The 25874-nt window shown below is 43.4% G+C and carries 14 protein-coding genes; 5 read left to right on the top strand and 9 right to left on the bottom strand.

The genetic code is table 11. From position 1 onward, the window contains the following. Window positions 1-16: 16 nt before the first annotated feature. From K429_RS0108405 to K429_RS0108365, 9 genes are all read right to left on the bottom strand, one after another. Window positions 17-1294 (bottom strand): FtsW/RodA/SpoVE family cell cycle protein, encoded by a 1278-nt coding sequence (locus tag K429_RS0108405; RefSeq protein ID WP_007216895.1) that lies wholly within the window; start codon window positions 1292-1294, stop codon window positions 17-19. 97 nt (window positions 1295-1391) lie between these two features. Then, window positions 1392-2726 (bottom strand): UDP-N-acetylmuramoyl-L-alanine--D-glutamate ligase, encoded by a 1335-nt coding sequence (gene murD / locus K429_RS0108400; RefSeq protein ID WP_026366617.1) that lies wholly within the window; start codon window positions 2724-2726, stop codon window positions 1392-1394. 132 nt (window positions 2727-2858) lie between these two features. Beyond that, entirely contained in the window at window positions 2859-4127 is a 1269-nt protein-coding gene (mraY, locus tag K429_RS0108395; RefSeq protein WP_007210863.1) for a phospho-N-acetylmuramoyl-pentapeptide-transferase, read from the bottom strand. 76 nt (window positions 4128-4203) lie between these two features. Beyond that, window positions 4204-5655, bottom strand: a complete 1452-nt coding sequence (locus K429_RS0108390; protein ID WP_026366616.1) for a UDP-N-acetylmuramoyl-L-alanyl-D-glutamate--2,6-diaminopimelate ligase — start codon at window positions 5653-5655, stop codon at window positions 4204-4206. 50 nt (window positions 5656-5705) lie between these two features. Further along, on the bottom strand, window positions 5706-7808 hold the full coding sequence (locus K429_RS0108385) for a penicillin-binding protein (protein WP_026366615.1): 2103 nt from the start codon (window positions 7806-7808) through the stop codon (window positions 5706-5708). Window positions 7809-7861: 53 nt separating this feature from the next. After that, complete coding sequence (locus tag K429_RS0108380) at window positions 7862-8230, bottom strand: FtsL-like putative cell division protein (protein ID WP_026366614.1); 369 nt, start codon at window positions 8228-8230, stop codon at window positions 7862-7864. 37 nt (window positions 8231-8267) lie between these two features. Next, a complete protein-coding gene (rsmH, locus tag K429_RS0108375) occupies window positions 8268-9191 on the bottom strand; it encodes a 16S rRNA (cytosine(1402)-N(4))-methyltransferase RsmH (protein WP_174518102.1) in 924 nt (307 codons plus the stop codon). 17 nt (window positions 9192-9208) lie between these two features. Beyond that, window positions 9209-9685, bottom strand: a complete 477-nt coding sequence (gene mraZ, locus K429_RS0108370) for a division/cell wall cluster transcriptional repressor MraZ (RefSeq protein WP_007216900.1) — start codon at window positions 9683-9685, stop codon at window positions 9209-9211. 336 nt (window positions 9686-10021) lie between these two features. Next, window positions 10022-14047, bottom strand: a complete 4026-nt coding sequence (locus K429_RS0108365; protein ID WP_026366613.1) for a hybrid sensor histidine kinase/response regulator transcription factor — start codon at window positions 14045-14047, stop codon at window positions 10022-10024. 209 nt (window positions 14048-14256) lie between these two features. On the opposite strand from K429_RS0108365, the gene K429_RS0108355 reads away from it, so the two are divergent. The 5 genes from K429_RS0108355 (at window position 14257) to K429_RS0108335 (ending at window position 25568) form a co-directional block, all read left to right on the top strand. Beyond that, the gene (locus K429_RS0108355; RefSeq protein ID WP_026366612.1) at window positions 14257-16683 is read left to right on the top strand and encodes a glycoside hydrolase family 127 protein; all 2427 of its coding nucleotides are present in this window, start codon (window positions 14257-14259) and stop codon (window positions 16681-16683) included. 22 nt (window positions 16684-16705) lie between these two features. Beyond that, window positions 16706-18538 carry a glycoside hydrolase family 2 protein gene (locus K429_RS0108350; protein WP_026366611.1) on the top strand — a complete coding sequence of 611 codons (1833 nt, stop codon included), beginning with the start codon at window positions 16706-16708 and terminating at the stop codon, window positions 18536-18538. 125 nt (window positions 18539-18663) lie between these two features. Continuing rightward, window positions 18664-20709: a beta-L-arabinofuranosidase domain-containing protein gene (locus tag K429_RS0108345; protein ID WP_195425886.1), complete on the top strand. Its 2046-nt coding sequence runs from the start codon at window positions 18664-18666 to the stop codon at window positions 20707-20709. A gap of 26 nt (window positions 20710-20735) precedes the next feature. Then, on the top strand, window positions 20736-23129 hold the full coding sequence (locus tag K429_RS0108340; protein WP_026366609.1) for a beta-L-arabinofuranosidase domain-containing protein: 2394 nt from the start codon (window positions 20736-20738) through the stop codon (window positions 23127-23129). 21 nt (window positions 23130-23150) lie between these two features. Continuing rightward, window positions 23151-25568 carry a glycoside hydrolase family 127 protein gene (locus K429_RS0108335; RefSeq protein WP_026366608.1) on the top strand — a complete coding sequence of 806 codons (2418 nt, stop codon included), beginning with the start codon at window positions 23151-23153 and terminating at the stop codon, window positions 25566-25568. The last annotated feature ends 306 nt before the right edge of the window (window positions 25569-25874 follow it).

Here is a 25874-nt window from a genome sequence, read left to right as displayed (position 1 = left end):
GTCACTCCGTTGTCTCCTACTCGAATTCTGCATCACTGTTCAGCACCTTTGCTGTTGGTTCGGCCGCTGTTTGTATCTCGCTATTTCCTTCTTCAACTGCAGCTTCCACTTGCATCGGTATCTGTGCGTCATGTTCTTTAATCTCTTCCAATTTGGCAGTATAGCGACTCACACTCAATATCATGCCGATATAGGCGCAGTTGATAAGTGTGGAGGTACCACCTTTACTGATAAGCGGCAGCGGTTGCCCGGTGACCGGTGCCAATCCTACTGCTACCATCATGTTAAATACGGCTTGCGATACAAGCAACAGCGCAATTCCTATGATGAGGAAAGCCGGAAACGTTCGGTCGCACTTCTTCGCTATACGCCCGACTCGTATCAGCAGGCAGACGTAGAGGAATACGACGAAAGCCCCGCCTATCAATCCCAATTCTTCCACAATAATGGCAAAGATAAAGTCAGAGAATGCCTGGCTCAGGAAGTCGCGCTGTACTGAGTTACCCGGTCCTCTACCTACAACATTGCTTGTGGCTACAGCGATACGGGCGTGGGCTATCTGGGCATCTTTGTCAATATCGAATTTGGCGGCAGGCACTTCTGTGTCATCCGTGAATTTCTCTATACGGGCACGCCATGTGTCAAAACGGTGCAGGAACGGTAAATCGCTATTCTTGGTCAGTACTAGGAATGCTACACCTATGATTGCTACTCCTGCCAAAGCACCGGCCAATATCAACAGTTTCTTTATTGCCACCCGTCCGATGAACATCATCAGAAAAACCACTCCGAAAAGCAAAGCCGCCGTCGAAAGGTTCTCCGGTGCAATCAGCAGGCAGACAACACCTGTGATAATCATGATACGCTTGAAGGCTTTCGGACTGGCCCCGTCTTCATCCTGTCCCTTGGAGAGGATAAAGGCAGTGACGATGATCACGGCCATTTTTGCCACCTCCGAAGGCTGGAACTGGATACCCATGAAGGTCATCCAGCGTGCAGCACCGTTGATGCGTTCCATCATCATAACAAGACCCAGTAATACTACGGACAAAGGCAGCAGGAACACAGGGAACACCTGAAACCACTTATAAGGAATATTGTGCATAAACACCACTACTACAGCGCCCACCATCAGGATGATGCTGTGCTGTGTAATAGGCCCCCAGTGGTCACCGCTCTTGTACGTCAGTGTAGACGCGGCGCTGAACACTTCTACGATAGAAATGAGGCAAAGGAAAAGGAATATGATCCAGATTACCTTGTCACCTTTGAATATGCTTCTGAGTAAGTCCAATGCTTCGCAAATTAATAGTTAATAATTAAGGAATGAAAGCGCTCATATACGCTTGCTTTTCTCACGATGTGCGACCGTCTTTTTATCCCGGGCACGGTCATAATGCTCTTACGTATTCCTTGAACTGGTCTCCGCGATCTTCATAACTGTTGAAGAGGTCGAAGCTTGCACAACAAGGACTCAGCAATACCGTTTCGCCTTTTTTCGCTAAACGGAAAGCGGCATCTACGGCATCTTTCATACCGGTTTGCACATCGGCAACGGGCAATCCCATGCGATCGAAGAAATCGTGCAACTTTTCGTTATGCAATCCCAGGTAAACCAGGGCAGAGCATTTTTCGCGCACCAGGTCTTCAATTTCTGTATAGTCGTTGCCTTTATCTTTTCCGCCCAGTATCAGGACCGTTTTCGTTTTCATGCTCTGCAAAGCATACCAGCAGGAATTTACGTTGGTAGCTTTAGAGTCGTTGATAAACTCTACACCGCGCACAGTGGCTACTTTTTCAAGGCGGTGTTCTACACCTTTGAAGTCGGACAAAGCACGGCGAATATATTCTTTCTCTATTCCGGCAAGATTGGCAGAGATGCCTGCGGCGAGAGAATTGTATAAGTTGTGTGTGCCTTGTAAAGCCAATTTCTCCTGCTCCATGTTGAAGGCGATGGGTTCGTTGATTTCCACTTCACCGTCTTCTACGTAGGCTATGGCTCCATCTTTTTTCATTGCGGAGAATGGATAAAGGTGGGCGCATAACCCGTGTTTGTCCAGTTCGCGTTTGATGATGGGGTCGTCATTCCAGAAGATGAAGGCATCTTCCGGTGTCTGGTTTTGCGTGATACGGAACTTTGCGTCCACATAGTTCTGCATGCAGTGGTTGTAGCGGTCCAGGTGGTCGGGCGTAATATTCATCAGCACGGCAATGTTGGCGCGGAACTTATACATGTTATCCAACTGGAAAGAACTAAGCTCAATCACGTAGTAATCATGTTGATCCGTGGCCACCTGCAAAGCAAGACTCTTGCCAATGTTGCCTGCCAATCCTACATTCAGACCTGCACTCTTGAAAATGTGATAAATGAGTGAGGTGGTAGTGGTCTTACCGTTTGAACCGGTAATACATATCATTTTAGCATTGGTATAGCGCCCTGCAAACTCTATCTCAGAGATGATAGGCGTACCTTGCTTTTTCAGTTTCAATATAATCGGAGCATCATTGGGGATGCCGGGGCTTTTCACCACTTCTTCGGCATTTAAAATCAGCTCTTCTGTATGCTGTCCTTCTTCCCAGGAGATGTCGTACCTGTCCAGCATTTCTTTATATTTGCTTTTAATGGCGGACATGTCGGATACGAATGTGTCGAATCCCTTTACTTTGGCGAGTACGGCAGCACCTGCACCACTCTCTCCGGCTCCTAATACTACAATTCTACTCATGTTTTCTTTAGTTACGGGCTACCAGCTACGAGCTACAAGCAGTGGCTGGAGTTGGTAGTTGCTACAAGTTTGTTTCTTATTGGTTACCGGTAGCGAGCACTTGTAGCTTGTAGCTCGTCACTGGCAACTCTGTTATCTTATCTTTAATGTAATAATCGTTATCGCGGCCAGTACAATCGTCACAATCCAGAAACGAACCGTGATTTTTGACTCATGGAACAACTTGGTCGGCGTTGTAAACTTCACTGTACAGCCCGGTTCTATCAGGCTCATGGAGGTACGGAAGTGGTCGTGGATAGGTGTTCGTTTGAATAGCCTTTGTTTTACTCCTTTCCGTTTTCCGGCTTTGTAATAGAACCGTTGTAAAATGACGGATAGGTTTTCCAGCAGGAATACACCGCAAAGAATGGGTATCAGCAACTCTTTGTGTATGATGATGGCAAATACGGCGATAATACCGCCAATGGTTAAACTACCCGTATCACCCATGAATACCTGTGCCGGATACGCATTGTACCACAGAAAACCAATCAAGGCACCAATGAAGGCGCAGATGAAGATTACCAGTTCTTCCGATCCGGGAATATACATGATATTCAGATAACCGGCATATTCGATGTGGCTGGATACATAAGCTAAAATTCCCAGTGCCAAACCTATAATAGCCGAGTTCCCTGCCGCCATACCGTCCATTCCATCATTCAGATTGGCGCCATTGCTGACGGCTGTCACTACGAATATAGTGATAATCACAAACAGTACCCAACCTGCCGTTTGCGCATGTTTACCCATGAAACTTACGAAATCAGCATAATCCAGGTTATTGCTTTTAAAGAAGGGGATGGTAGTCTGCGTCGACTTAATGTCTTGTCCCGCATGAATAACTTCCACTTCCTGCCCGGGTTTCTGCACTTCAATGTTTTCGCGGATGACGGCTTGCGGACTCAGGTATAAAGTAAGTCCTACGATTAATCCCAAACCTACCTGTCCGATAATCTTGAACTTTCCGTGCAGGCCTTCTTTGTCTTTCTTGAAAATCTTGATATAATCATCGGCAAATCCTAATGACCCCAGCCATACCGTGGTAATCAGCATCAATATCATATAGATATTACTCAACTTACCCAGTAGCAGACACGGAATGAGAATTGCTACAATGATAATGACGCCCCCCATACTCGGTACACCTACCTTGTTCACCCCGAACGGATCGATGCTGGCATCACGTTGTGTTTCCGTAATCTGTTTCCGTTTCAGCAGGTTGATAAAACGATCTCCCCAGATGCTTGAAATGAGCAATGCAAGGATGATTGCCATCAAAGCCCGGAATGATGTATATCCAAACATACCCGCACCGGGAATGTCATACTTGTCTAACCATTGAAATAAATAATACAACATGTTCTTAGTGATTAGTGATTGGTGATAAGTGATTAGTGTCTTGCATGGTGATAATGCAGTTGCTAATCACTTATCACTAACCGTTAAAAACTTTATTTAGCTCTTCTTTATCATCGAAATGATGTTTCACTCCCTTAATCTCTTGATAGTTTTCATGGCCTTTTCCGGCAACGAGAATTACATCACCCGGCTGTGCCAGTAGGCAAGCGGTCTTGATGGCCTCGCGACGGTCGGCTATGCTGATGGTTTTCTGCATGTCCTCCTTGTCTAATCCGGCAAGCATATCGTTGATGATATCCTGGGGCTCTTCAAAACGCGGGTTGTCCGAGGTGATGATGACACGATCGCTGGCTTTGGCTGCTTCCTTGGCCATGATGGGGCGTTTGCCTTTATCGCGATTACCGCCTGCACCTACTACGGTGATCACCTTGCCTTTACCTTCAAGTACTCCGTGAATAGCGTTCAATACGTTGATGAGGGCATCCGGAGTGTGTGCATAATCTACAATGGCGGTGATGCCTTTGGGAGAACGTACCGCATCAAAGCGCCCGGCTACCGGCTGCAAAGTGCTGAGGGCAACCAATACATCTTCCTCTTTTTTGCCGAGCAGTACAGCTGCACCAAATACCGCCAACAGGTTTGAAGCATTAAAACGGCCGATGAAATGCACGGCTAGTTCGTGGTTATTGAAGTCGAGTAACATACCTTCGAAATGAGACTCCAATATCTTGCCTTTGAAATCGCTGAGGCTGCGCAATGAGTAGGTATATACCTTTGAACGCGTGTTTTGCGTCATTACAAGTCCGTTCTTATCATCCAGGTTGGTCAGACTGAAGGCGTTCTTCGGCATGTCGTCGAAGAATTTCTTCTTAGCTTTGAGATAATTCTCCACTGTCTTGTGATAGTCCAGATGGTCGCGCGTCAGGTTGGTGAAAATACCACCTGCAAAACGGAGCCCGCTGATACGTTTCTGGTCGATAGAGTGCGAACTCACTTCCATGAAGACATACTTGCACCCGGAGTCTGCCATCTGTCCTAATAACTGGTTCAGAGTGATGGGGTCGGGGGTCGTATGCTCAGTGGGTATGGGCTGATCGTCTATGTAGTTGCAAACAGTAGAAATCAGTCCTACCTTATAACCGAAATAACGGAATGTATTATATAATAAGGTGGCGATGGTCGTTTTCCCATTCGTTCCGGTTACGCCTACCAGTTCCATCTTGGAAGTAGGATCGTCGTAGAATGTAGTGGCTACTTTGCCTACAGCGTCTTCGCTGTCTTTCACCTGAATGTAGGTGATGTCCTCCTGTTTAGCTTCGGGTACATCTTCGCAGAGCACGGCGACAGCACCTTTCTCTATGGCTGCGGGAATATAAACATGTCCGTCAGTTTGGGTACCGCGCATAGCCATAAACAGATGTCCGGCTTGTACCAAGCGGGAGTCGATGTTTACCCCCGTTATCTCCGTCTCCGTACTTCCGATAATCTGTATCGGTTGTATTGCTTTCAGTAATTCACTTAATACCATACCTTATATATAATATATATTCTAAATTAATAAATCTTTCGTCCACACCTCTAATGAAGTGCTAACGTCACCGTCTGTCCTTTTACCACACGGTTGCCTCCCGGTATCGATTGATTTCTCACTTTTCCAATACCGTTTAGTCTAACTTTCAAACCTTTACTCTCCAATAGGTACACAGCATCCTTCGCTCCCATTCCAATAACACTGGGGACGAGATCCGGGTTGGCCCCGTCTTTACCTTGCAGAACAACTGCATTGGGAGCAGCTTGTGTATGTCCCCAAACCTCTTGTCCTTTCTTGGACGTGAATTGTTTCTGTACCGGTACTTTCAAACTATTCAGTACTTGGAAGGCTTCATTCATTTCTCCGGCTTTTACTGGTGGAATGACATTGCTTGTACTATCTATTGCACTGCGGATATCAAATCTCAGATTCTTTGCATATACTCTTTCTGCAATTTTTCCGAATACACTACCTGCCATCAGACCGCCTGATGCCGGAAGTCCCGGTTTCTGTATGGAAACGATACAGCTATACTTGGGAACATCAGCCGGGAAATAGCCACAAAAGCTTACCAGATAATTTACTCGTCCGTTTTTATAGCCTGCTGTACCTTGTGATACCTGTGCTGTACCCGTCTTGCCGGCTACGGAAAATTGTTTGCTTCCGGCCGGTTTGGCTAATCCTTGTGATACCACTTTTTCCAGAATATCACGTATCTGAGTCAATGTCCGGTCAGAGCATATCTTCGGGTTAATCACTTCCGTAGGATATTCTTCTATAACTTCACCGTCTTTTACCGCAGCCTTTACGAATTTGGGTCGTATCATTACACCATTGTTGGCAATGGCATTATAGAAAGTCAGAATATTGAGTGGCGGAACCTGTGTTTCGTATCCGATACTCATCCAGGGCAGGGTGGTTTTTGCGAAGTATCTTTCCTTCGGCCCTTTGATGTTGGGCTTCCCTTCACCGGAAATTTGTAGATGTAGCGGTTGGTCGATGCTCATGCGCTTTAAACCATCCACATATTTCTGCGGATTATCTTTGTAATGTTTATCAATGAGATAGGAGACACCTACATTGGATGAGACTTCCAGAATGCGTGTTACATTGATTTTTCCATATCCTCCGCGATGCCAGTTATGATCTCTCATTTTGCTGCCATACATCATCATAATACCATTCCCGGTGTCTACTTCTGTTTCCGGTGTGATCTTTCCATCTTCAAGGGCCACCATGATGGAAGCTGTCTTGAAAGTAGAGCCCGGTTCCATCATGTCACTGATGGCATTGTTGCGCATTTCGTAATAGTTGCCATCGTTGGCTTTCATCATGTTGACGATGGCTTTCACTTCACCGGTCTGTACTTCCATGAGTACTGCAACACCTACAGTGGCATTAATTTCTTTCAACTTGTCTACCAATGCTTTCTCGCAGATATCCTGCATGCCTACATCGAGGGTTGAGATAATATCACAACCATCTATGGGGGCTATATCTACAATATTCAGGTACTTGTTCATCACCTTCTGGCGATGAGTGATGCCATCGCGACCTTTTAATAAGGTGTCGAATGACAACTCGATACCATTTTTTGCACCTTGTGCAGTATCGGCATAAAGATCGCCTAATGTGCGGGCTGCCAATGATCCGAATGGTTTCTTACGTTGATTATAAACCTGCTCGTGGAAACCGCCTTTGTACTTGTTCAGATTGAATACAGGCAGACGTTTAGCTTCTTTATACTGGATATACGAGATACGTTTCGGATAAATCAGATAATTACGGCTACCCTTCTTACGCCCTTTTTGCAAGTGTGACTTAAATTCGGCGGCACTTTTATCGGGGAATATCTTATGCAGTCCTTCGCAAATTTCGTTCATGTGGTTCACCAGCATGGTATCTTTGGTTACACCACCTGCTTTAAAGTCCATATAGATGCGATATTCCGGCAAGGAACTTGCCATCAGTTTGCCATCGGATGAAAGAATATTACCACGATTAGGCTTTACCGTCACGTTCTCTTTTATGAAACGGTCGGCTACATCCTGCCAGTATTGTCGCTCTGCAAACATGATAATTGCGGCTTTTACGACAATAGCTATTCCCAGCAGCCCCATTACGAGGACTACAAAGAAGTAGCGGGTCATGATATTTTTCTTATTTACTGCCAAGTCTGTTTTCTGTTTAACGATTCTACTGGTTACTTAATTAAATACGGTGGATTGGTTGAGGTCTGTAAGTCACTCTCCTTGGTTGCAATGTATTCCTCAATGCGTGACTGGCGACTTTTTTCCATCAACTCCGAGCTACGGGTGAGGGCATCATATTTAATGTCAATCAGTTCTTTTTTCAGTTTATCAATCTCTATCATTTGTTGCTGACAAGCATAACGGTTGTGTATGTAAAACAGTATCAGCACCATTATCAGCACAAGCAATTTGGTCTGACGACGGAAGAAATCCGTTGCCAGAATATCACCACCAATGATGTTTTTCAGAGACGTGCGATTTTTAGCTCTCTTCGCTTTCTCTGTTTTCTCATTAATCTGTTTCTCTTCTACTTCACTCATTGCCTATCGCTAATTACTAATCACTTAACACTAACCACTATTCCTCCCCTTTTTTCTCCGCTATTCTCAGTTTTGCACTTCTCGATCTCGGGTTTCGTTCTATCTCCGTTTCGTCCGGTACAATCACCTTATTGTTTACCAGTCGGAAAGGCGTCTGTACATTTCCAAAAAAATCCTTTTCCATCTTGCCTTCCACGTTCCCGGTTTTCATCATATTCTTCACCATTCTGTCTTCCAGCGAGTGATACGTGATTACTACTAGGCGTCCGCCCGGTTTCAGCGCTTCGGTTGCTGCATATAACATCTCTTTCAGCGCTTCCATTTCCTGATTTACTTCGATACGCAATGCCTGGAAAACTTTTGCCAACTCTTTTTTCTCGCGTTCCCGACCGAAAAGTGGCTTGATGACTTCCAGAAACTCACCGATAGTTGTAATCTTTTGTCCGGCGCGTGCCTTTACGAGTACGGATGCCAATTTGCGGCTGTTTTTCAGTTCTCCGTACAGATAAAAGATATCTGCCAGGCGCTCTTCATCATAAGTATTGATAATGTCCGCCGCAGTGTCTCCTGCACGTTTGTTCATACGCATATCCAGTGCACCATCAAAACGGAATGAGAATCCCCGCTCGCTATCATCGAAGTGATGTGAGGACACACCCAGATCGGCAAGTATCGCATCTACTTCTTCTATATCATGGTAGCGCAGGAAGTTATGCAGGTAGCGGAAATTGCTGCGTACAAAAATAAAATGCGGATTATCCACGATATTCTGTTCGGCATCTTCGTCTTGGTCAAATCCCAGTAACCGTCCGCCGTCTCCCAATCGTGACAGTATTTCGCGTGAATGTCCTCCTCCACCGAAAGTGACGTCTACATACGTCCCATCCGGGCGGATATTCATTCCGTCCACACTCGGCTTCAACAACACCGGTACATGATATGTCAATTCTTCATTCATCACTAATAACTAATCACTTGTTACTCATCTTCTTCTTCCTCCCAATCATCCTCATCTCCCAAAATGTCCTGCAAAGCTTCGCTGAACTCTTCCGGACTTACGAATGGCTGTTCGGTTTTCTCTTTTGCCCAGATCTCTATTGTATTATCTACACCAATAAAACGTACATCGCTCTGTATGCCGGCCATTTGCAGGTAACGTTTGGGCAGAAGGATGCGTCCGTTCCCATCAGGAATCATGATTTCCGCATCGCTCACAAATTGCCGGAAAATGTCTTGGTGTTTTGCGTTCCATTTGTTCAATCGCCTCCTTAATTGGTTTTGCGTCTTGAACCAAACGCTTTCTGGATAGAGTACCAGGCAATCTTGGAATACGTCTTTGCGCAGCACGAGCCTTTCTTCGGAAGCGGATTGCAGTTGCCTCCGAAAACCGGCGGGGATAAATACACGTCCCTTAGCGTCGGTCTTCGCTTCTATATTGCCCAAAAAACGTATCATTGTTACCTTATTATAATAAGCGACGGTAAAAGTACACATTTCCCCACAATTCCCCACAAGATTTAACTAAAAACTTTCTGAGAAGTTTTCAACACCCTGTTCATTGTTTATTTCGTTGATAATGAACATAGTGCCGAAAGCCCTTTTGGGTGGGGAACTAACATGGTTTTATAGTCTCAGTTTTGTATCCGGACCATACTTGGGACATACTTGCTCCGTACCAACTCCGTATTTTCTCCGTGTAGAGGTACCTCTGAGTGGAGAATGTACGGAGCAAGTAGGGTGCAGATACGGTCCGGGTATGAAGCAGATGTAGCTTGTTTGTTATCTATCAGCTTATTTATCAGTAACTTCCTGCTGGGAGGAAGTGTAATAGCCCGTTGGCTTGTTCCCGAAGTCTTTGGGAAGTACTCCGAATTGTTTTTGGAAGCATTTGGCAAAATAGGAAGAGGAGTTAAATCCGACGATATAACATACCTCATTGATTTTGTACTCTTGCGATTGGATGAGCTGGGCTGCCATTTTCAGACGTTCCAGTTGAATGAATTCGTTAGGGGTAATTTGGGCAATGCCTTTTATTTTACGGTGCAGACTGGACCGGCTCATATTCATTTTCTTAGCCAGTATATCTACGTTGAATTCGGGTTCGGAGATATTACTTTTAATGACCTCAGTCAATTTCTCCAAAAAGGCTTCATCTGCTTTGGTCAATGCGATGGTTTGGGCATTGACAAAGGGAGATGAAGTAAAGGCCTGGCGCAATTTCTCCTGGTTACTTAGGAGGTTGGCAATACGTGCTAACAGGTACTCCGTAGAAAACGGTTTTTCGATATAGTCATCGGCTCCCAGTTCAATGCCTTCTATCTTGGATTGAATGGTAGCTTTGGCTGTCAATAGGATAATAGGAATATGACTGTATTCGATATTCGTTTTTAATGTATGGCATAGTTCAAATCCATTCATTTTCGGCATCATGACATCACTCACCACCAGGCTGATTGTATTCTCTGACAATATTTTCAGTGCTTCCTTGCCATTTGAGGCATTCATTACAGAATAGGCATCTCCCAGTTGAGAGCTAATGAAACTTTGCATTTCAGGATCATCTTCAACTACCAGTATGCATATATCTGTTTGGTGCTGGCGGATGGCGGTAGGGGTATTGACAGGTTTTTCTATTTCTGCTTTCTGCAATAGAATGGTTTTTTCCTGTTTGGTGGGAAGTTCGATGCAGAAACAGATGTCATTACTGTCTTTTAGATATAGTTTTCCTCTGTGCAGTTCCGTCAGTGAACGGGCTAATGGAAGTCCGATACCGGTTCCGGTTTTGGTTTGTCCGTTGGATACATTTTTGATCTGGACGAAAGGTTCGAATATTTTTTCTTTCATTTCCACAAGAATAGGTAACCCGTCGTTGCTGACTGTGATCGAGAAGAAATCACTTTGCTCATCTGTAGGTGCATGTAAGGATACATGAATGTATGACTTCGCATACTTCACGGCATTGTTGAATAAGTTGCTCAGTATTTTAGTCAGTGCTTCCTTATCAACGGCAGCATTGAAATTCTGTTCGGGCAGTTCAATCTTGAAAGTCAGATCATTTTGTTTTGCAGCAGGGTCGAAACGTATGTAGGTATCTTTTATGAGTTGAGATATGTCGCAAATCATGAAATTGAGTTGGAATCCTTGCGCTTCTGTTTTGCGGAAGTCAAGAAGTTGATTTGTCAAATCAAGCAGGCGCATGGTATTTCTCTCCATGATGCTTAAATTATCTTTGAGCGAGTGTGTATTTATTTCTTCTTTTTTCAGGATGTTTTCCAACGGTCCTTTTATTAGAGTCAGAGGAGTTCGTATCTCATGGGCAATGTTGGTGAAGAAATCTATCTTGGCATGATAAATCTCTTTCTCCTTTTCCGATTCCAGTACTTCTAATTGCCTTTTATGTTTATCAGTTATTTGTTTCCGGAACCGATAGAGAGTATAACTTGTAATGATGATGGCTAATATCACATAGATAATATAAGCCCAAACTGTTTTCCAGAAAGGGGGTGCAATATGTATTTGGATTTCTCTGTATTCGTCATTCCATTCCCCTTTGCCGTTTGCTGCTTTTACGCAGAATGTATATGTACCGGGCTTGAGATTGGTGTAAGTAGCTGTGGCGCTTTTTGATGTATAATACCATTCTTTATCGAATCCCTTCAATGTGTAACTTAGGCAGTTTTCTTCAGGAGATGCATATCCTAAGGCAGCAAAGCGGAATGAGAATGAATTTTGATTGTATTTCAACTCTATGTTTTGAGTATATGTCACACTTTGGGCTAAAGGAGAATCGGTGCTTCCAATGTCGGCACTTTTGTTGAAGAGCAGAAAGTCTGTGATTGCAACAGGCGGGAAGCCGGTATTCTCGGTGAATAGATCGGGTTTAAAAGCAATGAAGCCATTTATGCATCCGAAATAGATAGTTCCATCTTTACTTTTTATTCCGGAGCAATAGTTGAATTGATTGGTTAATAAACCGTTACTGTCAGTATAGATGGTTGATTTCTTCGTACTTAAGTCGAATCGTATCAGACCTTTGTTGGAAGTCAACCATAGAATATCATCCTTTTCCTCAATTATTTTGTAGATGACGTCATTGGCCAATCCTTGGGAAGAGTCATAAGAAATAAAGGTCTCCGTATCTTCGTTTAGTGAACAGAAGCCATGTCCCAATATGGAGAACCATAACCGTTGTTTGCTGTCTTCGTATATGCTTATCACTTTGTTATAGGGCAGGCCATGTGGATTGTCAGGGCTGGAGACATAGTTCTTCCAACTTTTATCTCTGGGGTTGTACTTGAATATTCCGGAATTATAAGTGGCGAACCAGATATTTCCTTTACTATCTTCCAATATACTGAAAATAAAAATGCCGTCCATCTTGTGAATGCGGGTAAAATTATCACTTTGGTAGTTGTATTGATTTAATCCGGTAGTTGTTCCTATATATAGTTCTCCTGATGAGGTGCGGTACATGGAATAGATATTATTATCATTCAATTCATTCTCTGCATCTCCCATAGTGTAATGTCTGGAGTGGTTAGTCCTTAAATCCAGTGCATATAGTCCTTTGGAATACGTTCCTATCCATAGAGTGTTATGGTCTAAACTTAAGGCATGTATATTATAGTGTAATCCGCTTAAATTGAGTGGAGTGAACTGTTTAGTCTTAGTATTGAATTTATTAAGTCCGCCATCTTCCGTACCAATCCATAAGTTACCTTCTTCATCCTCACAGAACTCGCGTACGACTTTGCCGCTAAGGCTGTTTTTACCTGTTATGGGGTAATACTTTTCGAATGTGGCGTATTGGTTCGGATAATAATCAATGCCACAAAAATAGTTTCCTATCCAGATGCCTCCTTCCTTATCTTTGCAGATGGAGTAAATGGCATTATCCGATAATGAATAGTCGTCACTGGGATCGTGAGTAAAATGCCTGCTTTCTTTCGTGTTTTTATCATAAGTATAGACCCCCCTTTCCGTTCCAATCCATAGTACATCCTTATTGATGGGATAGATGGTCCTGACAAAGATACTTTCAGTCTGAGGATCGGCTAACAGGTCTGTAACAGTCTGGTTGACGATATTTATACTCTTTAGTCCTCCTTTGGCGGAACCTGTATATAATGTGTTATGCTGCTCGGGAAGAATCTTGAAAATGTGATCAGTAGCAAAGAGGTTCTTTCCATCTTTAGTAGTGAATAATTGTAATGTTCTGAATGTATCATTTGTATAATAAAGACCTTTTCCTTTATAACCCAACCAAACCGTGTTCTGTTGATCGACACAAATGGAACTAAGAGCATGGGCATCGGGAACCGGGTAATGGAATAATGCTTGCTTATCATTGTCGAAGTAGAAGACGCCTTGTGATTCTACTATGAGCCATATGTTTTCGTGCGAGTCAGCAGTGATTTGTACAATGGGTTGGGTAATGCAAACACTGTCCTGGCTCTTCTTTTCGAGTTTGGAGAATGATTCCATGATGGGGTTATACAGATAAATGCCATTATCTGTCCCTATCCATAAGTTTCCATCTTTGTTCTCATGGAGGGAATTGATTGCATTATTGCCTAATGACTGGGGATTCTTATGGTCGTACTTGAATGTGCGGAAGTTAGAGCCGTCGTAACGGTTTAGTCCGTCCTTTGTGCCGAACCACATAAAACCACTCTTGTCTTGCTGTATACAAAGGACAGAGCTTTGAGACAATTTATTCTTTAGTCCTAAATGTTGGAAGTAGTATCTTTCAGCATTTACATGATTTGCAAACAAACTAACGAAAGTTAGCATCAGGAAAAAAAGCTTCTTATGCATAGTTTTATTGATAAGGTTGTTCACAAATGTAGATATTTAATTGTGAATGGCAAGAAGGGAATCAGGCATAAAAAGTATGGGATATTAACTTTGACCGGATAGTAATGTAAACTGGAAGAATATTTTTGTTTTTTTGTAGTTAATAGGCCTACATTTGCCCACAGAACCAACTTCTCATCGAAAATAACACCTATAAAATGATTCGTATTATGAAAAATGTTCTTGCTCTCTTTTATTGTTCTTTGGTCTTTTCCGGTGTTTGTGCGCAGGAAAACAAAACGAAAGCATCTCCTGAAAATGGAGATAAAATATCCTTGTTTTCATTGCAAGATGTCCGTTTGTTAGATAGCGATTTTAAGCATATTATGGACTTAAACCATGAGTACTTACTCTCCTTGGAACCGGATAAGTTACTTTCGTGGTTCCGGCGTGAGGCGGGACTGACTCCTAAGGCCCAGCCTTATCCGTTTGGGGAATCGGAATGGATGGGTGGCCATGGACCTCTGCCGGGGCATATCATGGGCTTTTATCTGTCTGGAATTTCTATGATGTATGATTCTACGGGAGATGCTGCCATACTGGAAAGATTGAATTATATATTAAAGGAACTGGCTATTTGCCAACAGGCGGGAGGCGATGGATATCTCTTACCGACTATCAATGGTAGAGCTGTCTTTGAGAACGTTGTACATGGTAATTTCGAAACTTCAAATCCCTTTATAAATACACCTCATGATAAGACATGGGAGCCGGTATATGTGATGAATAAAATCATGCTTGGGCTTTATCAGGTCTATATGCGTTGTAATTTACCACAGGCTAAGGATATTTTGGTGAAGATGGCTGATTGGTTTGGTTATTCCATTCTGGATAAGTTGTCGCATGAAGATATTCAAAAACTGCTGGTTTGTGAGCATGGCTCTATCAATGAGTCTTTTGTGGATGTGTATGAGATAACAGGAGAAAAGAGATATCTGAAATGGGCGCAGATGCTGAATGATGAAGATATGTGGGTACCGATGTCTGAAGGAAGGGATATTTTGCAGGGTTGGCATGCAAATACTCAGATTCCTAAGTTTACTGGTTTTGAGTCGGTTTATCGTTATGATGGAAATGAGAAGTTTACCAAGGCGGCCCGCTTCTTTTGGAAAACCGTAGTAGATAAACACACTTGGGTAATGGGAGGAAATAGTACAGGTGAACATTTCTTTGCTCCCGAAGAATTTGAACGGAGAATTGAACATAACGGTGGACCGGAATCCTGTAATTCTGTGAATATGTTGCGTCTGACGGAACGGTTGTTCTGTGATTATGGTGAGGTTGAAAAAGTAGATTATTATGAGAATGTACTGTTTAATCATATTCTCGCCAACTATGATCCGGATCAGGGAATGTGCGTTTATTATACTTCTATGAAGCCGGGCCACTATAAGGTGTATGGCACTCCGTATGATTCTTTCTGGTGCTGCACAGGTACAGGGTTTGAACAGACATCCAAGTTTGGACAGATGATCTATGCACATACGGATGAGGCTCTTTATGTCAATATGTTTATTCCTTCAGTGGTTTCATGGAAAGAGAATATTCAGGTTCGGCAGGAGACTTCATTCCCGGATGAAAGTTCTACTCATCTGACTATTTCGGGAGACTCTGAATTTGATCTGAAGGTACGCTGTCCTTATTGGGTGGGAACATCCTCACTAACTGTAATGATTAATGGTAAGCGTCAGAAAGTGAAAGCAGGAGCCGATGGCTATATTTCTATCAATAGACATTGGAAGGATGGAGACCGGGTGGATATTGATTTACCGATGAAAGTGGAGGTGGTTCCACTGAATCAGGCTAGCCATTATATAGCTTTGAAATATGGTCCTATCGTATTGGGTGTCCGGATTCCTGACGCTCAGTTACAAAAAGCAGATTTCAGATCAGCACGGAGCACAATCGCATCGAAAAATTATCCTGTAATCAAGGTACCGGCTTTCTTTGGTAATGTTCAGAAGATCGCATCTGCTATAACCCGTATGAAAGGGGATAAACTTGCATTTTTATGTACTGATAAAGTGGTTTCCCAACCCGTGGAACTGGTTCCGTTTAATACGATTCACTGGAGTCGGTATGCAGTTTATTTCCGTCATTATGATCGGAAAGACGATTATTTAAAGGCACATAAAGAAATGAATGAATTGGAGAACCAACAAAAGCAAGAAGAGGCTGAACTGCAGGCCAAGACTGTCGACCGGGTGATCGTGGCTAATCAAGAGTCGGAAAAGGCACACAAAATGGAGGCGGTATTTTCTTCTAACGGATACGACTGGAGAGATGCAAATAAGGGAGGCTATTTTATGTATGAATTGAAAGCCCTGCCCGGTGTGAAACAGTCTTTATGTTTACAGCTTTTTGGGAGTGATGGAGGAAACCGGGTATTTGATGTACTGATTGATGGGAAACCGATACAGACTCTTGATCTTTCTACTCCTAATCCAGACTGTTCTGGACTGTATAGACGCTATATCGAGATACCCGATAGTTGTATTGCTTCCAAAAATGCTGTGACGGTTAAATTCCAGGCTAAGAATGGAAGTACGGCAGGTGGTATTTTTGATGTACGGATTATAAAAAGAGATAATAACTAATAGTACTTTATTAAAACACAGTATGATGAATAGATTGATTTCTTCTTTCCTATTGATATTTGGACTCATTTTCTCCGTATGTTCTCAGGAGTGGAAACCTGCTAGAGTTGCAGTCATGACTACCTGGGGAGAAAAGATAGATCCTGCACATGTTTTGGAAGAATACCCTCGTCCGCAGATGCAGCGGAACGATTGGGTTAATCTGAATGGAATATGGGAGTTTACTCGTGGTACATATGGGGATACGTATAATGAGAAACGGGTCTTTGATAAAAGTATCCTGGTTCCTTTTCCTGTAGAGTCTGCTCTTTCGGGAATAATGGAAGTTGATGCGAAGAATGATGATAAGAATTACTGGTACAGAAGAACGTTTACTGTACCAAAGAATTATAAGGGAAAAGAATTACTGCTGCATTTGGGTGCTGTGGATTGGTTGTGCGAAGTTTATGTCAATGGGAAGAGTGTAGGTACACACGAAGGCGGATACGATGCCTTTTCCTTTAATATCACCCCCTACCTGCAAAAGACTGCCCAACAAGAACTGGTGATAAAGGTCTTTGATTCCCAGTGGGCTGGTGGCCAGCCTCATGGTAAGCAGTCGCTAAATCCGAATGGAATTTGGTATACTCCCGTAACAGGTATTTGGCAGACTGTGTGGTTGGAGCCTGTAGCAAAGACCCATTTGTCCGACTTCCTGATCGTACCTGATATTGACAATGAACAGATGAAAATCACGCTCATGCCTAATGCGTTATCGGATGACATGAGTGCTGTGATTCGTGTATTGGCTGATAAGAAGGAAGTTACTAAGATGAAAGTTTCCTCCTTTGGCGAAGAATTGCAAATACCGGTGAAGAATCCTCGCCTGTGGAGTCCTGAGTCCCCATTCTTATATGATGTTGAGATTGAATTGCAGAAGGACGGTAAAACTGTAGATATCGTGAAAAGTTATGCAGGTATGCGTAAAATCGCATTGGAGAGAAAAGACGGCAAACCATGTATTTATCTAAATAATAAGCCATTGTTCCAGTACGGTGTATTGGATCAGGGCTGGTGGCCTGATGGATTGTATACAGCTCCTTCGGATGAGGCATTGGAATATGATGTAAAGATGGTGAAAGAAATGGGATTTAACATGATACGTAAACATGTGAAAGTAGAGCCTGCACGCTGGTACTATCATTGTGATAAACTGGGAATGCTGGTTTGGCAGGATATTCCGAATGCGACTACTAATACACAAAGAAACGACTGGGTGGAAACCAACTTTGTACGTGAAGCCCATAATATCATGAACTGTTTGAAGAATACTCCTTCTATTATCACTTGGGTGGCGTTTAATGAAGGCTGGGGGCAATATGACCGGAAAGATATTGAAGATAAGCGTGAGGCTTATACACGTATGGCTGTCAGAAAAGTACAGGAAAAGAGTAACGGTCGCCTGGTGAATGCTGCCAGCGGTTGGTTTGATTATGAAATCGGAGATATGATTGATAAACATCACTATCCGCTACCGGCTGTCTATGATAATCCGGTGAATCAGCGGGCGGTGGTTTGTGGAGAATATGGTGGTATTAATTTGAAAATAGATAATCATATCTGGGCAGGAAGTGAAGTGAATTATACAACGGTGAATAGTGCGGAAGATCTTAAAAGACTGTTTATTGAGTATGCCGGCAAAGTGGAAGAACTAAAAAAACAGGAAGGATTGTGTGCTGCTGTTTATACCCAGATCACGGATGTGGAAAGTGAAATCAACGGATTAATCACATATGACAGAAAGGTGGTGAAATGGAGTCCGGATCAATTAATGGAGGTAAGAAAAGTTTTGGAGGCCATTAAGAACATAAAATAAGGTCGAATAACAGAATCGTTGCATTTTCAGATTGGATTTTATCCTGTAAAGTTTCTGTATTGCTGTATTTTTGCTGTCACAGAAATAATTTAAAAGATAACGATATGCTTAATAGAAAAAGAAAAATGAAGAACTTATTGCTTGGCTCTTTTTTAGCTACGGCTGTGCTTATGTCCTGTACGGAAAAGAATGCCTCGACAGAAGTGAATATTTTATCCCGTCCGTATACGGCCTCTGCTAATGTGAGCTATACGGGAAACAGATTACCACTGAAGCCTCTGCACTTTATTAAGCTGCCGGTAGGAAATATTAAACCGGAAGGCTGGTTGAAAAAGTACTTATTATTGCAGAAGGAAGGCCTGACAGGTAAACTGGGCGAGATCAGTGCATGGTTGGATAAGGAAGACAATGCATGGTTACTCTCCGGTGGCGATCATGGTTGGGAGGAAGTTCCTTACTGGTTGAAGGGATATGGCAATATGGCATATATTCTGAATGATTCTACAATGATAGCTGAAACTCAAACTTGGATTGAAGCGGCTATCCGAAGTCAGCAACCGGATGGATATTTTGGTCCGGTCAATGAACGAAGGGGGAACCGGGAACTTTGGGCAAATATGATCATGCTCTGGTGTCTGCAATCCTATTATGAATATTCCGGTGATGAGAGGGTTATCAGTCTTATGACTAACTATTTCAAATGGCAAATGACGGTACCTGATGAGAATTTCCTGAAGGATTATTGGGAAAACAGTCGTGGAGGAGATAATCTGTACAGTGTTTATTGGCTTTACAACCGGACGGGTGATAAATTCCTGCTGGAGCTTGCAGAGAAGATACACCGTAATACTGCCGACTGGACTAATGATTCGGCATTGCCTAACTGGCATAATGTAAATATCGCTCAATCTTTCCGTGAGCCGGCTACTTATTATATGCTTAGTGGTGATTCGGCAGATTTGAAAGCTTCTTATAGAGTACACCATCTGGTGCGCCGCATATTTGGGCAAGTACCGGGAGGTATGTTTGGAGCTGACGAGAATGCCCGTCTGGCTTATATAGATCCGCGACAGGGAACAGAAACCTGTGGCTTTGTAGAGCAGATGGCTTCGGATGAAATCATGCTTTGTATGACTGGTGATCCTTTCTGGGCAGAACATTGCGAGGATGTGGCATTTAATTCTTATCCGGCAGCAGTGATGCCTGATTTTAAGGCATTGAGATACATTACCTGTCCCAATCAGGTAGTGAGTGATTCTCAGAATCATAGGCCCGGTATCGATAATGGAGGCCCTTTCCTGGCAATGAATCCTTTCAGTAGTCGTTGCTGCCAGCATAATCATGCGCAGGGATGGCCTTATTATATTGAGAACCTGATGTATGCAACTCCCGATAATGGTTTGGCTGCCGTTATTTACGGTCCTTGTACCACGCAGGCCAAGGTGGGTGAAAACGGTACAGTCGTTACCCTGAAAGAAGAGACGAACTATCCTTTCGAGGAGTCTATACGTTTTGTCTTGCAAGCTTCTGAGAGTGTGGATTTCCCTTTGTATCTACGTATTCCTTCCTGGTGTAAGAGTGCCAAAGTACTTGTCAATGGGAATGTGGTGAATGCTGATATGGAGTCGGGTAAATACATCCGTTTGTGCAGAACATGGAGCGAAGGTGATGTGGTTACTTTACAATTGCCGATGGTATTATCCGTCAAGCGTTGGGAAACAAACCAGAATAGTGCGAGTGTGAATTATGGTCCGTTGACTTTCTCTCTGTTGATAGAAGAAGAATATAGGAAAGTGAACAGTGCGGAAACAGCCATCTGGGATTCCAAATGGCAGAAGGATGCGGACGTGAACGCATGGCCTACTTACGAGATTTATCCGCAGAGTGCATGGAATTATGCTTTGAAGCTGGACGATAAAACTTTGACACAGTGCCTGAAAGTAGAAAGAAAAGAATGGCCTTCTGATGATTATCCTTTTACCACTCAGAGTGTGCCCCTTATGATAAAGGCAAAAGGGCGGAAAGTACCTTCCTGGGGAATTGACAAGTATGGACTGTGCGGAGTATTGCCGGAAGAAGATGCTCCCAAAAGTGAAGTACTGGAAGAGATTACGCTTATACCGATGGGAGCCGCCCGTTTGCGTATTTCGGCTTTCCCCGTAACCCAATAAAATAAATGAGATAACATCGGGATACTATGAAGAACTGTAGATTGATATTGATTATAGGTATACTGGTTTTAGGGATAACAAAGTTGCCGGCATCGGAATATGAGAAGGTGCGTAAAGCGCCTCGCGTGCATGTTCCGGTGTGGCAAGCCTTTGCCCTGTCGGATGTGGAGTTGACTGACAGCTATTTCAAGAAAGCAATGGAGCTGAATAAAGAATACTTGCTTTCGCTGGAAGTAGACAGGCTGATTCCGCATGTACGCCGTGGTGTGGGGCTACAAGGAAAAGGCTCTAATTATGGAGGTTGGGAAACACATGGAGGATGTAGCTACGGACATTATATGTCGGCTTGTGCCATGATGTATGCTTCTACAGGCGAGAAAGCGTTCCTGGATAAACTCAATTATATGCTGAGCGAATTGCAGGAATGCCAGAATCAGACAAAAGACGGATGGTTCATTTCCGGTGCGGGAGCGAAGGAAGGATATCGGCAATTACTGCAAGGTAACGTTATCCTGAACCGGCCCGATGAGACCAGACAACCCTGGAATTATAACCAGAATGGCAATTCCTGGTATTGCATTCATAAGATTCTGGCAGGTTTGAAGGATGCCTATGTCTATGCAGGCTGCAAGCAGGCGAAAGATATCCTGCTTCCTTTGGCCGATTTCATTGCTGATATCGCTTTGAACAGTAACAGCGATTTATTTCAGAGTACACTGAGTGTGGAGCAAGGCGGAATGAATGAAGTGTTTGCCGATATCTATAGCATAACCGGAGATGATAAGTATTTGCAGACAGCCAAGAGGTTTAACCACATTAATGTGATATATCCGGTAGCCAATGGAGAAGATGTATTATTCGGCCGCCATGCCAATGATCAGATACCTAAATTTATGGGAGTAGCCCGGGAATATGAATTTTCCTCTAATGAAGTTTATTATAAAGCTGCCCGTAACTTCTGGGATATGATTATAAATAATCACACGTTGGCTATCGGAGGAAATAGTTGCTATGAACGTTTCGGCATACCGGGTGAGGAGAGTAAGCGCCTGGATTATACTTCGGCTGAGACTTGTAATACCTATAATATGCTGAAATTGTCCAGACAAATGTTTATGCTGGATGGAGATTTTAAATATCTGAATTACTATGAGCATGCTTTATATAATCATATATTAGCTTCTCAGGACCCGGATATGCCCGGATGTGTAACCTATTATACGTCTCTGTTGCCCGGTTCTTTCAAACAATACAGTACTCCGTTCGATTCTTTCTGGTGCTGTGTCGGTACAGGTATGGAAAATCATTCCAAGTATGCTGAGTCCATCTATTTTAAATCAGAACAGGATTTACTGGTCAATCTGTATATTCCCTCACGCCTAAATTGGAGAGAAAAGGGGATGGCGTTGACAATGAATACCCGTTTCCCGGAATCGGATACGATTTCTGTCAGTATAGATAAAAAAGGGGATTATACCGGTTCATTCCTGTTTCGTTATCCTGCCTGGGTAGATGGCGAAGCGGTGGTTCTGATCAATGGAAAAGAAGCGAAGACGGAAGCCCATAAAGGAAACTATATACGTCTGTTATCTCCGGTGCAGACAGGAGACATCATCACTTTGGTATTCGCCCGGAAGTTATATATCGACTATGCAAAGGATGAACCTCACTTTGGTTCTGTCATGTATGGCCCGTTGTTGCTGGCCGGTGGATTGGGTAAGGAGAATATGCCGGCAGACCGTGTTTCCGATAATCGGGCATGCCGTGAATCGGTACCTGCCGGAAATATCCCGATGCTGGTTGGCTCATTGGCTGACCTGGAGAGTTGGATTGTATGTTCTTCACAAAGTCCGCTGCACTTTACAGTTAAGAATGGGGGTAAGCAACAGGATGTGGAACTGATTCCTTATTTCCGGATGCATCATCAACGGCATACGGTCTACTGGAAAATATACAGTCCCGATGAATTTACCTATCGTACTCGTTCTCTGACGGATGAAGTGAAGATAGGAGACGAAAAAAATGAAAAGAAACATCTGCTCCGGGGAGAGAATGACTCCATCTACTGGCACGATTTCTTCTGGGCAAAGAACAGGCAATATCGTATGGCAGACGGCGGCTGGTTTTCTTACGTTCTGCATATAGATAAAAAAGAAACGAAGCCCTATAACCTGATTTGCCGTTTCTGGGGGGATGAATCGGAAGCCGGTCAATTTGATATCCTAGTAGATGATAACCTGCTATGTACGGTCCGTTTGGACAGAAGACTTTATTTGACTTATGTGGACGATGTATTCCCTATTCCGGTGGAATGGACACAAGGCAAAGATAAAGTGAAAGTGACATTCCGGGCCGGTAAGGATAAGCGGGCGGGCGGATTGTATGAATTGAAAATAACTTCTGATACGAATTATAGATAAATCATAAAATATAGAATAACCATGAAGAAAACACTGATCGTCCTTTTGGCTTCCTGTGCTCTCCTTTCCTGTGAGTCTATGCAGGAAAAGTCTGATTACTTTTATAAGGATGTGCCTTTTACCAATGTGCATTTCAATGATAACTTTTGGGCGCCACGTATCGAAACCATTCGTAGTGTAACCGTTCCTTTTGCTTTCCAGAAATGTGAAGATACGCATCGCATCGATAATTTTGCCGTAGCAGGCAAATTGATGGAGGGTGAGTTCAATTCACCTTATCCGTTTGATGATTCGGATGTCTATAAAATTATGGAAGGAGCTTCTTATCTGATGGCGGTCAAGCAGGATAAGGCGTTGGACGCTTATGTGGATAGTCTTATCACCCTGATTGCTGCCGCGCAGGAACCGGACGGATACTTGTATACAGTCCGTACAAGTGGCGGAAACCATCCGTGGATCGGTAAGGAAAGATGGGAGAATGAACGGGATAATAGTCATGAGCTCTATAATGTAGGACATATGTACGAAGCCGCGGTGGCTCATTATCTGGCAACAGGGAAACGTTCGTTCCTGGATATAGCGATAAAGAGTGCGAATCTGCTATGCGAGACTTTTGGACCGGAAGAAGGGAAAATCACGGTAGCACCCGGACATCAGGAAGTTGAAATCGGTTTGGTTAAACTCTACCGGGTAACGGGAGATAAACGTTATCTCGATCTGTCCCAGTTCTTCTTGGATGCACGTGGAAAGTATGATAAGTACGACCGTAGTAGTGAAGACCAGTTCCGCAACGGCGCTTACTGGCAGGATCATAAACCGGTGCTGGAACAGGATGAGGCGGTAGGCCATGCCGTGAGAGCTACTTACATGTACTCTGCAATGACAGATGTTGCCGCACTTAAGAACGAAGAACCTTATAAGAATGCTATAGATAAGCTTTGGGAAAATGTAGTTGGAAAGAAAATGTATATCACCGGTGGTATCGGTTCCACCCGTCACGGCGAAGCTTTCGGCAAGAACTATGAATTACCCAATAGTACCGCCTACTGTGAGACTTGCGCCGCTATAGCCAACTGTATGTGGAATCTGCGCATGTTTATGTTGCATGGAGATTCCAAATATATTGATGTTCTGGAGCGTTCCTTGTATAATGGTGTGCTGAGTGGCATCAGTCTGGATGGCAAGAAATTCTTTTATCCGAATGTGTTGACTTGTGATGAGAATGGTGCCGAACGTAGCGAATGGTTTGATTGCTCTTGCTGTCCTTCCAATTTATCCCGTTTCATTCCTTCAGTTCCCGGATATGTGTATGCGGTTTCTGCCAAAGGAATGTATGTCAACTTATACGGAGCCAATGAGGCCGAAGTTGTTTTAAACAGTGGAGAGCATATTAAGCTGACACAACAAACTGATTACCCTTGGGATGGTAAAGTCATACTGACATTGACACCCGAAAGCAAGAAGCACTTCGACGTAATGCTGCGTATTCCCGGATGGGTGAATGATCAGCCGGTTCCTTCTGATTTGTATAACTATACGGCAACCCATAAACCAGCGGTGGAGATAACCGTAAATGGACGCGCCAAAGAGTACAGAATGGAAAAAGGCTATGCTGTTCTGTCGGAAGATTGGAAACCGGGTGATGTCATTGAAATGAATTTACCCATGGAGGTACATACATGTAAGGCAAATGATCTGGTGGAAGCTGATGTCAATCATATAGCTGTGGAACGCGGCCCGATTGTTTATTGCGCTGAATTTGCCGATAATAAGAATGTAGTTCTTAACTATGTACTGAAACCGGAAACAGCTTTTGCGCCCGTTTTTGAAAATGCCATGTTCGGTGGAGTAAATGTATTGAAGGGCAAGGCTGAACGGATTGTTGCTGAGGATAACTTTAAAGTCATCAAGTCTGTAATTGATTCCCTTACTTTGATTCCTTATTATGCACGTTCCCATAGGGGAAATGGTGAGATGACCGTATGGTTTCCTTCGGATGAAACAATTCTGAAGAATCAACTGATAGAGCGTGGGCGTATGACGGATAAAGTTATTATCGGGCATACTGACTCGGAGGTAGCCCATAACCTGAAAGGTAAGAATACGCATACCGGAGGACCCAATACTTGGCGGGATGCATCGGATGGCGGTTGGTTCTCCTATACAATGAAGGTGGATGCGGAACGACCGATGGAATTGGTGTTGACTTATCTCAGTACGGATGGTGGTAACCGGGAGTTTGAGATTCTGGTAAATGACCGGAAGATTGGTGAGCAAAAACTGCGGGCGGAAACTTATAGTGCCTGGATTGACAGGGCTTATCCCATACCTGCTAATTTGACGAAAGGCAGAAAAAGTGTGACGGTGAAGATTCAGGCTTTGCCCGGAATGATTGCCGGAGGAGTATTCGGTTGCCGGACACAAAAACAAAAGGAATAGGAGAGTGTAGGAATGAAGTAGCAAAATGGCAAAATGATAATTTGGCTCTTTCAGAATCCTTTCGTCCGTCCCATTTATAAAGAAGTGAAAAGAAACGCAAGGATTTTGCGTTTCAAAGATTTGAAGAGATACTAAGACTGGGAATAATGTGATAAAATGCTATATAATTTCTAATATCTTGCACGTTTGGATTTGAATCTGTCTGAACTGTATTGAAAAGGAAAGTTTTCTTTGCTTCAAGTGCTTCCGCCAACCAGAACTTATTTGTTCTGGTTGGCGGAATGGTTATACCCTTTATGATACATG

Origin of the sequence: Bacteroides sp. 14(A) (assembly GCF_000526555.1) — a bacterium.
Taxonomy (GTDB): Bacteria; Bacteroidota; Bacteroidia; order Bacteroidales; family Bacteroidaceae; genus Bacteroides; species Bacteroides cellulosilyticus.
Note: the sequence above shows the minus strand (reverse complement) of the source record. Positions and strands in the feature narration are given on the sequence as shown.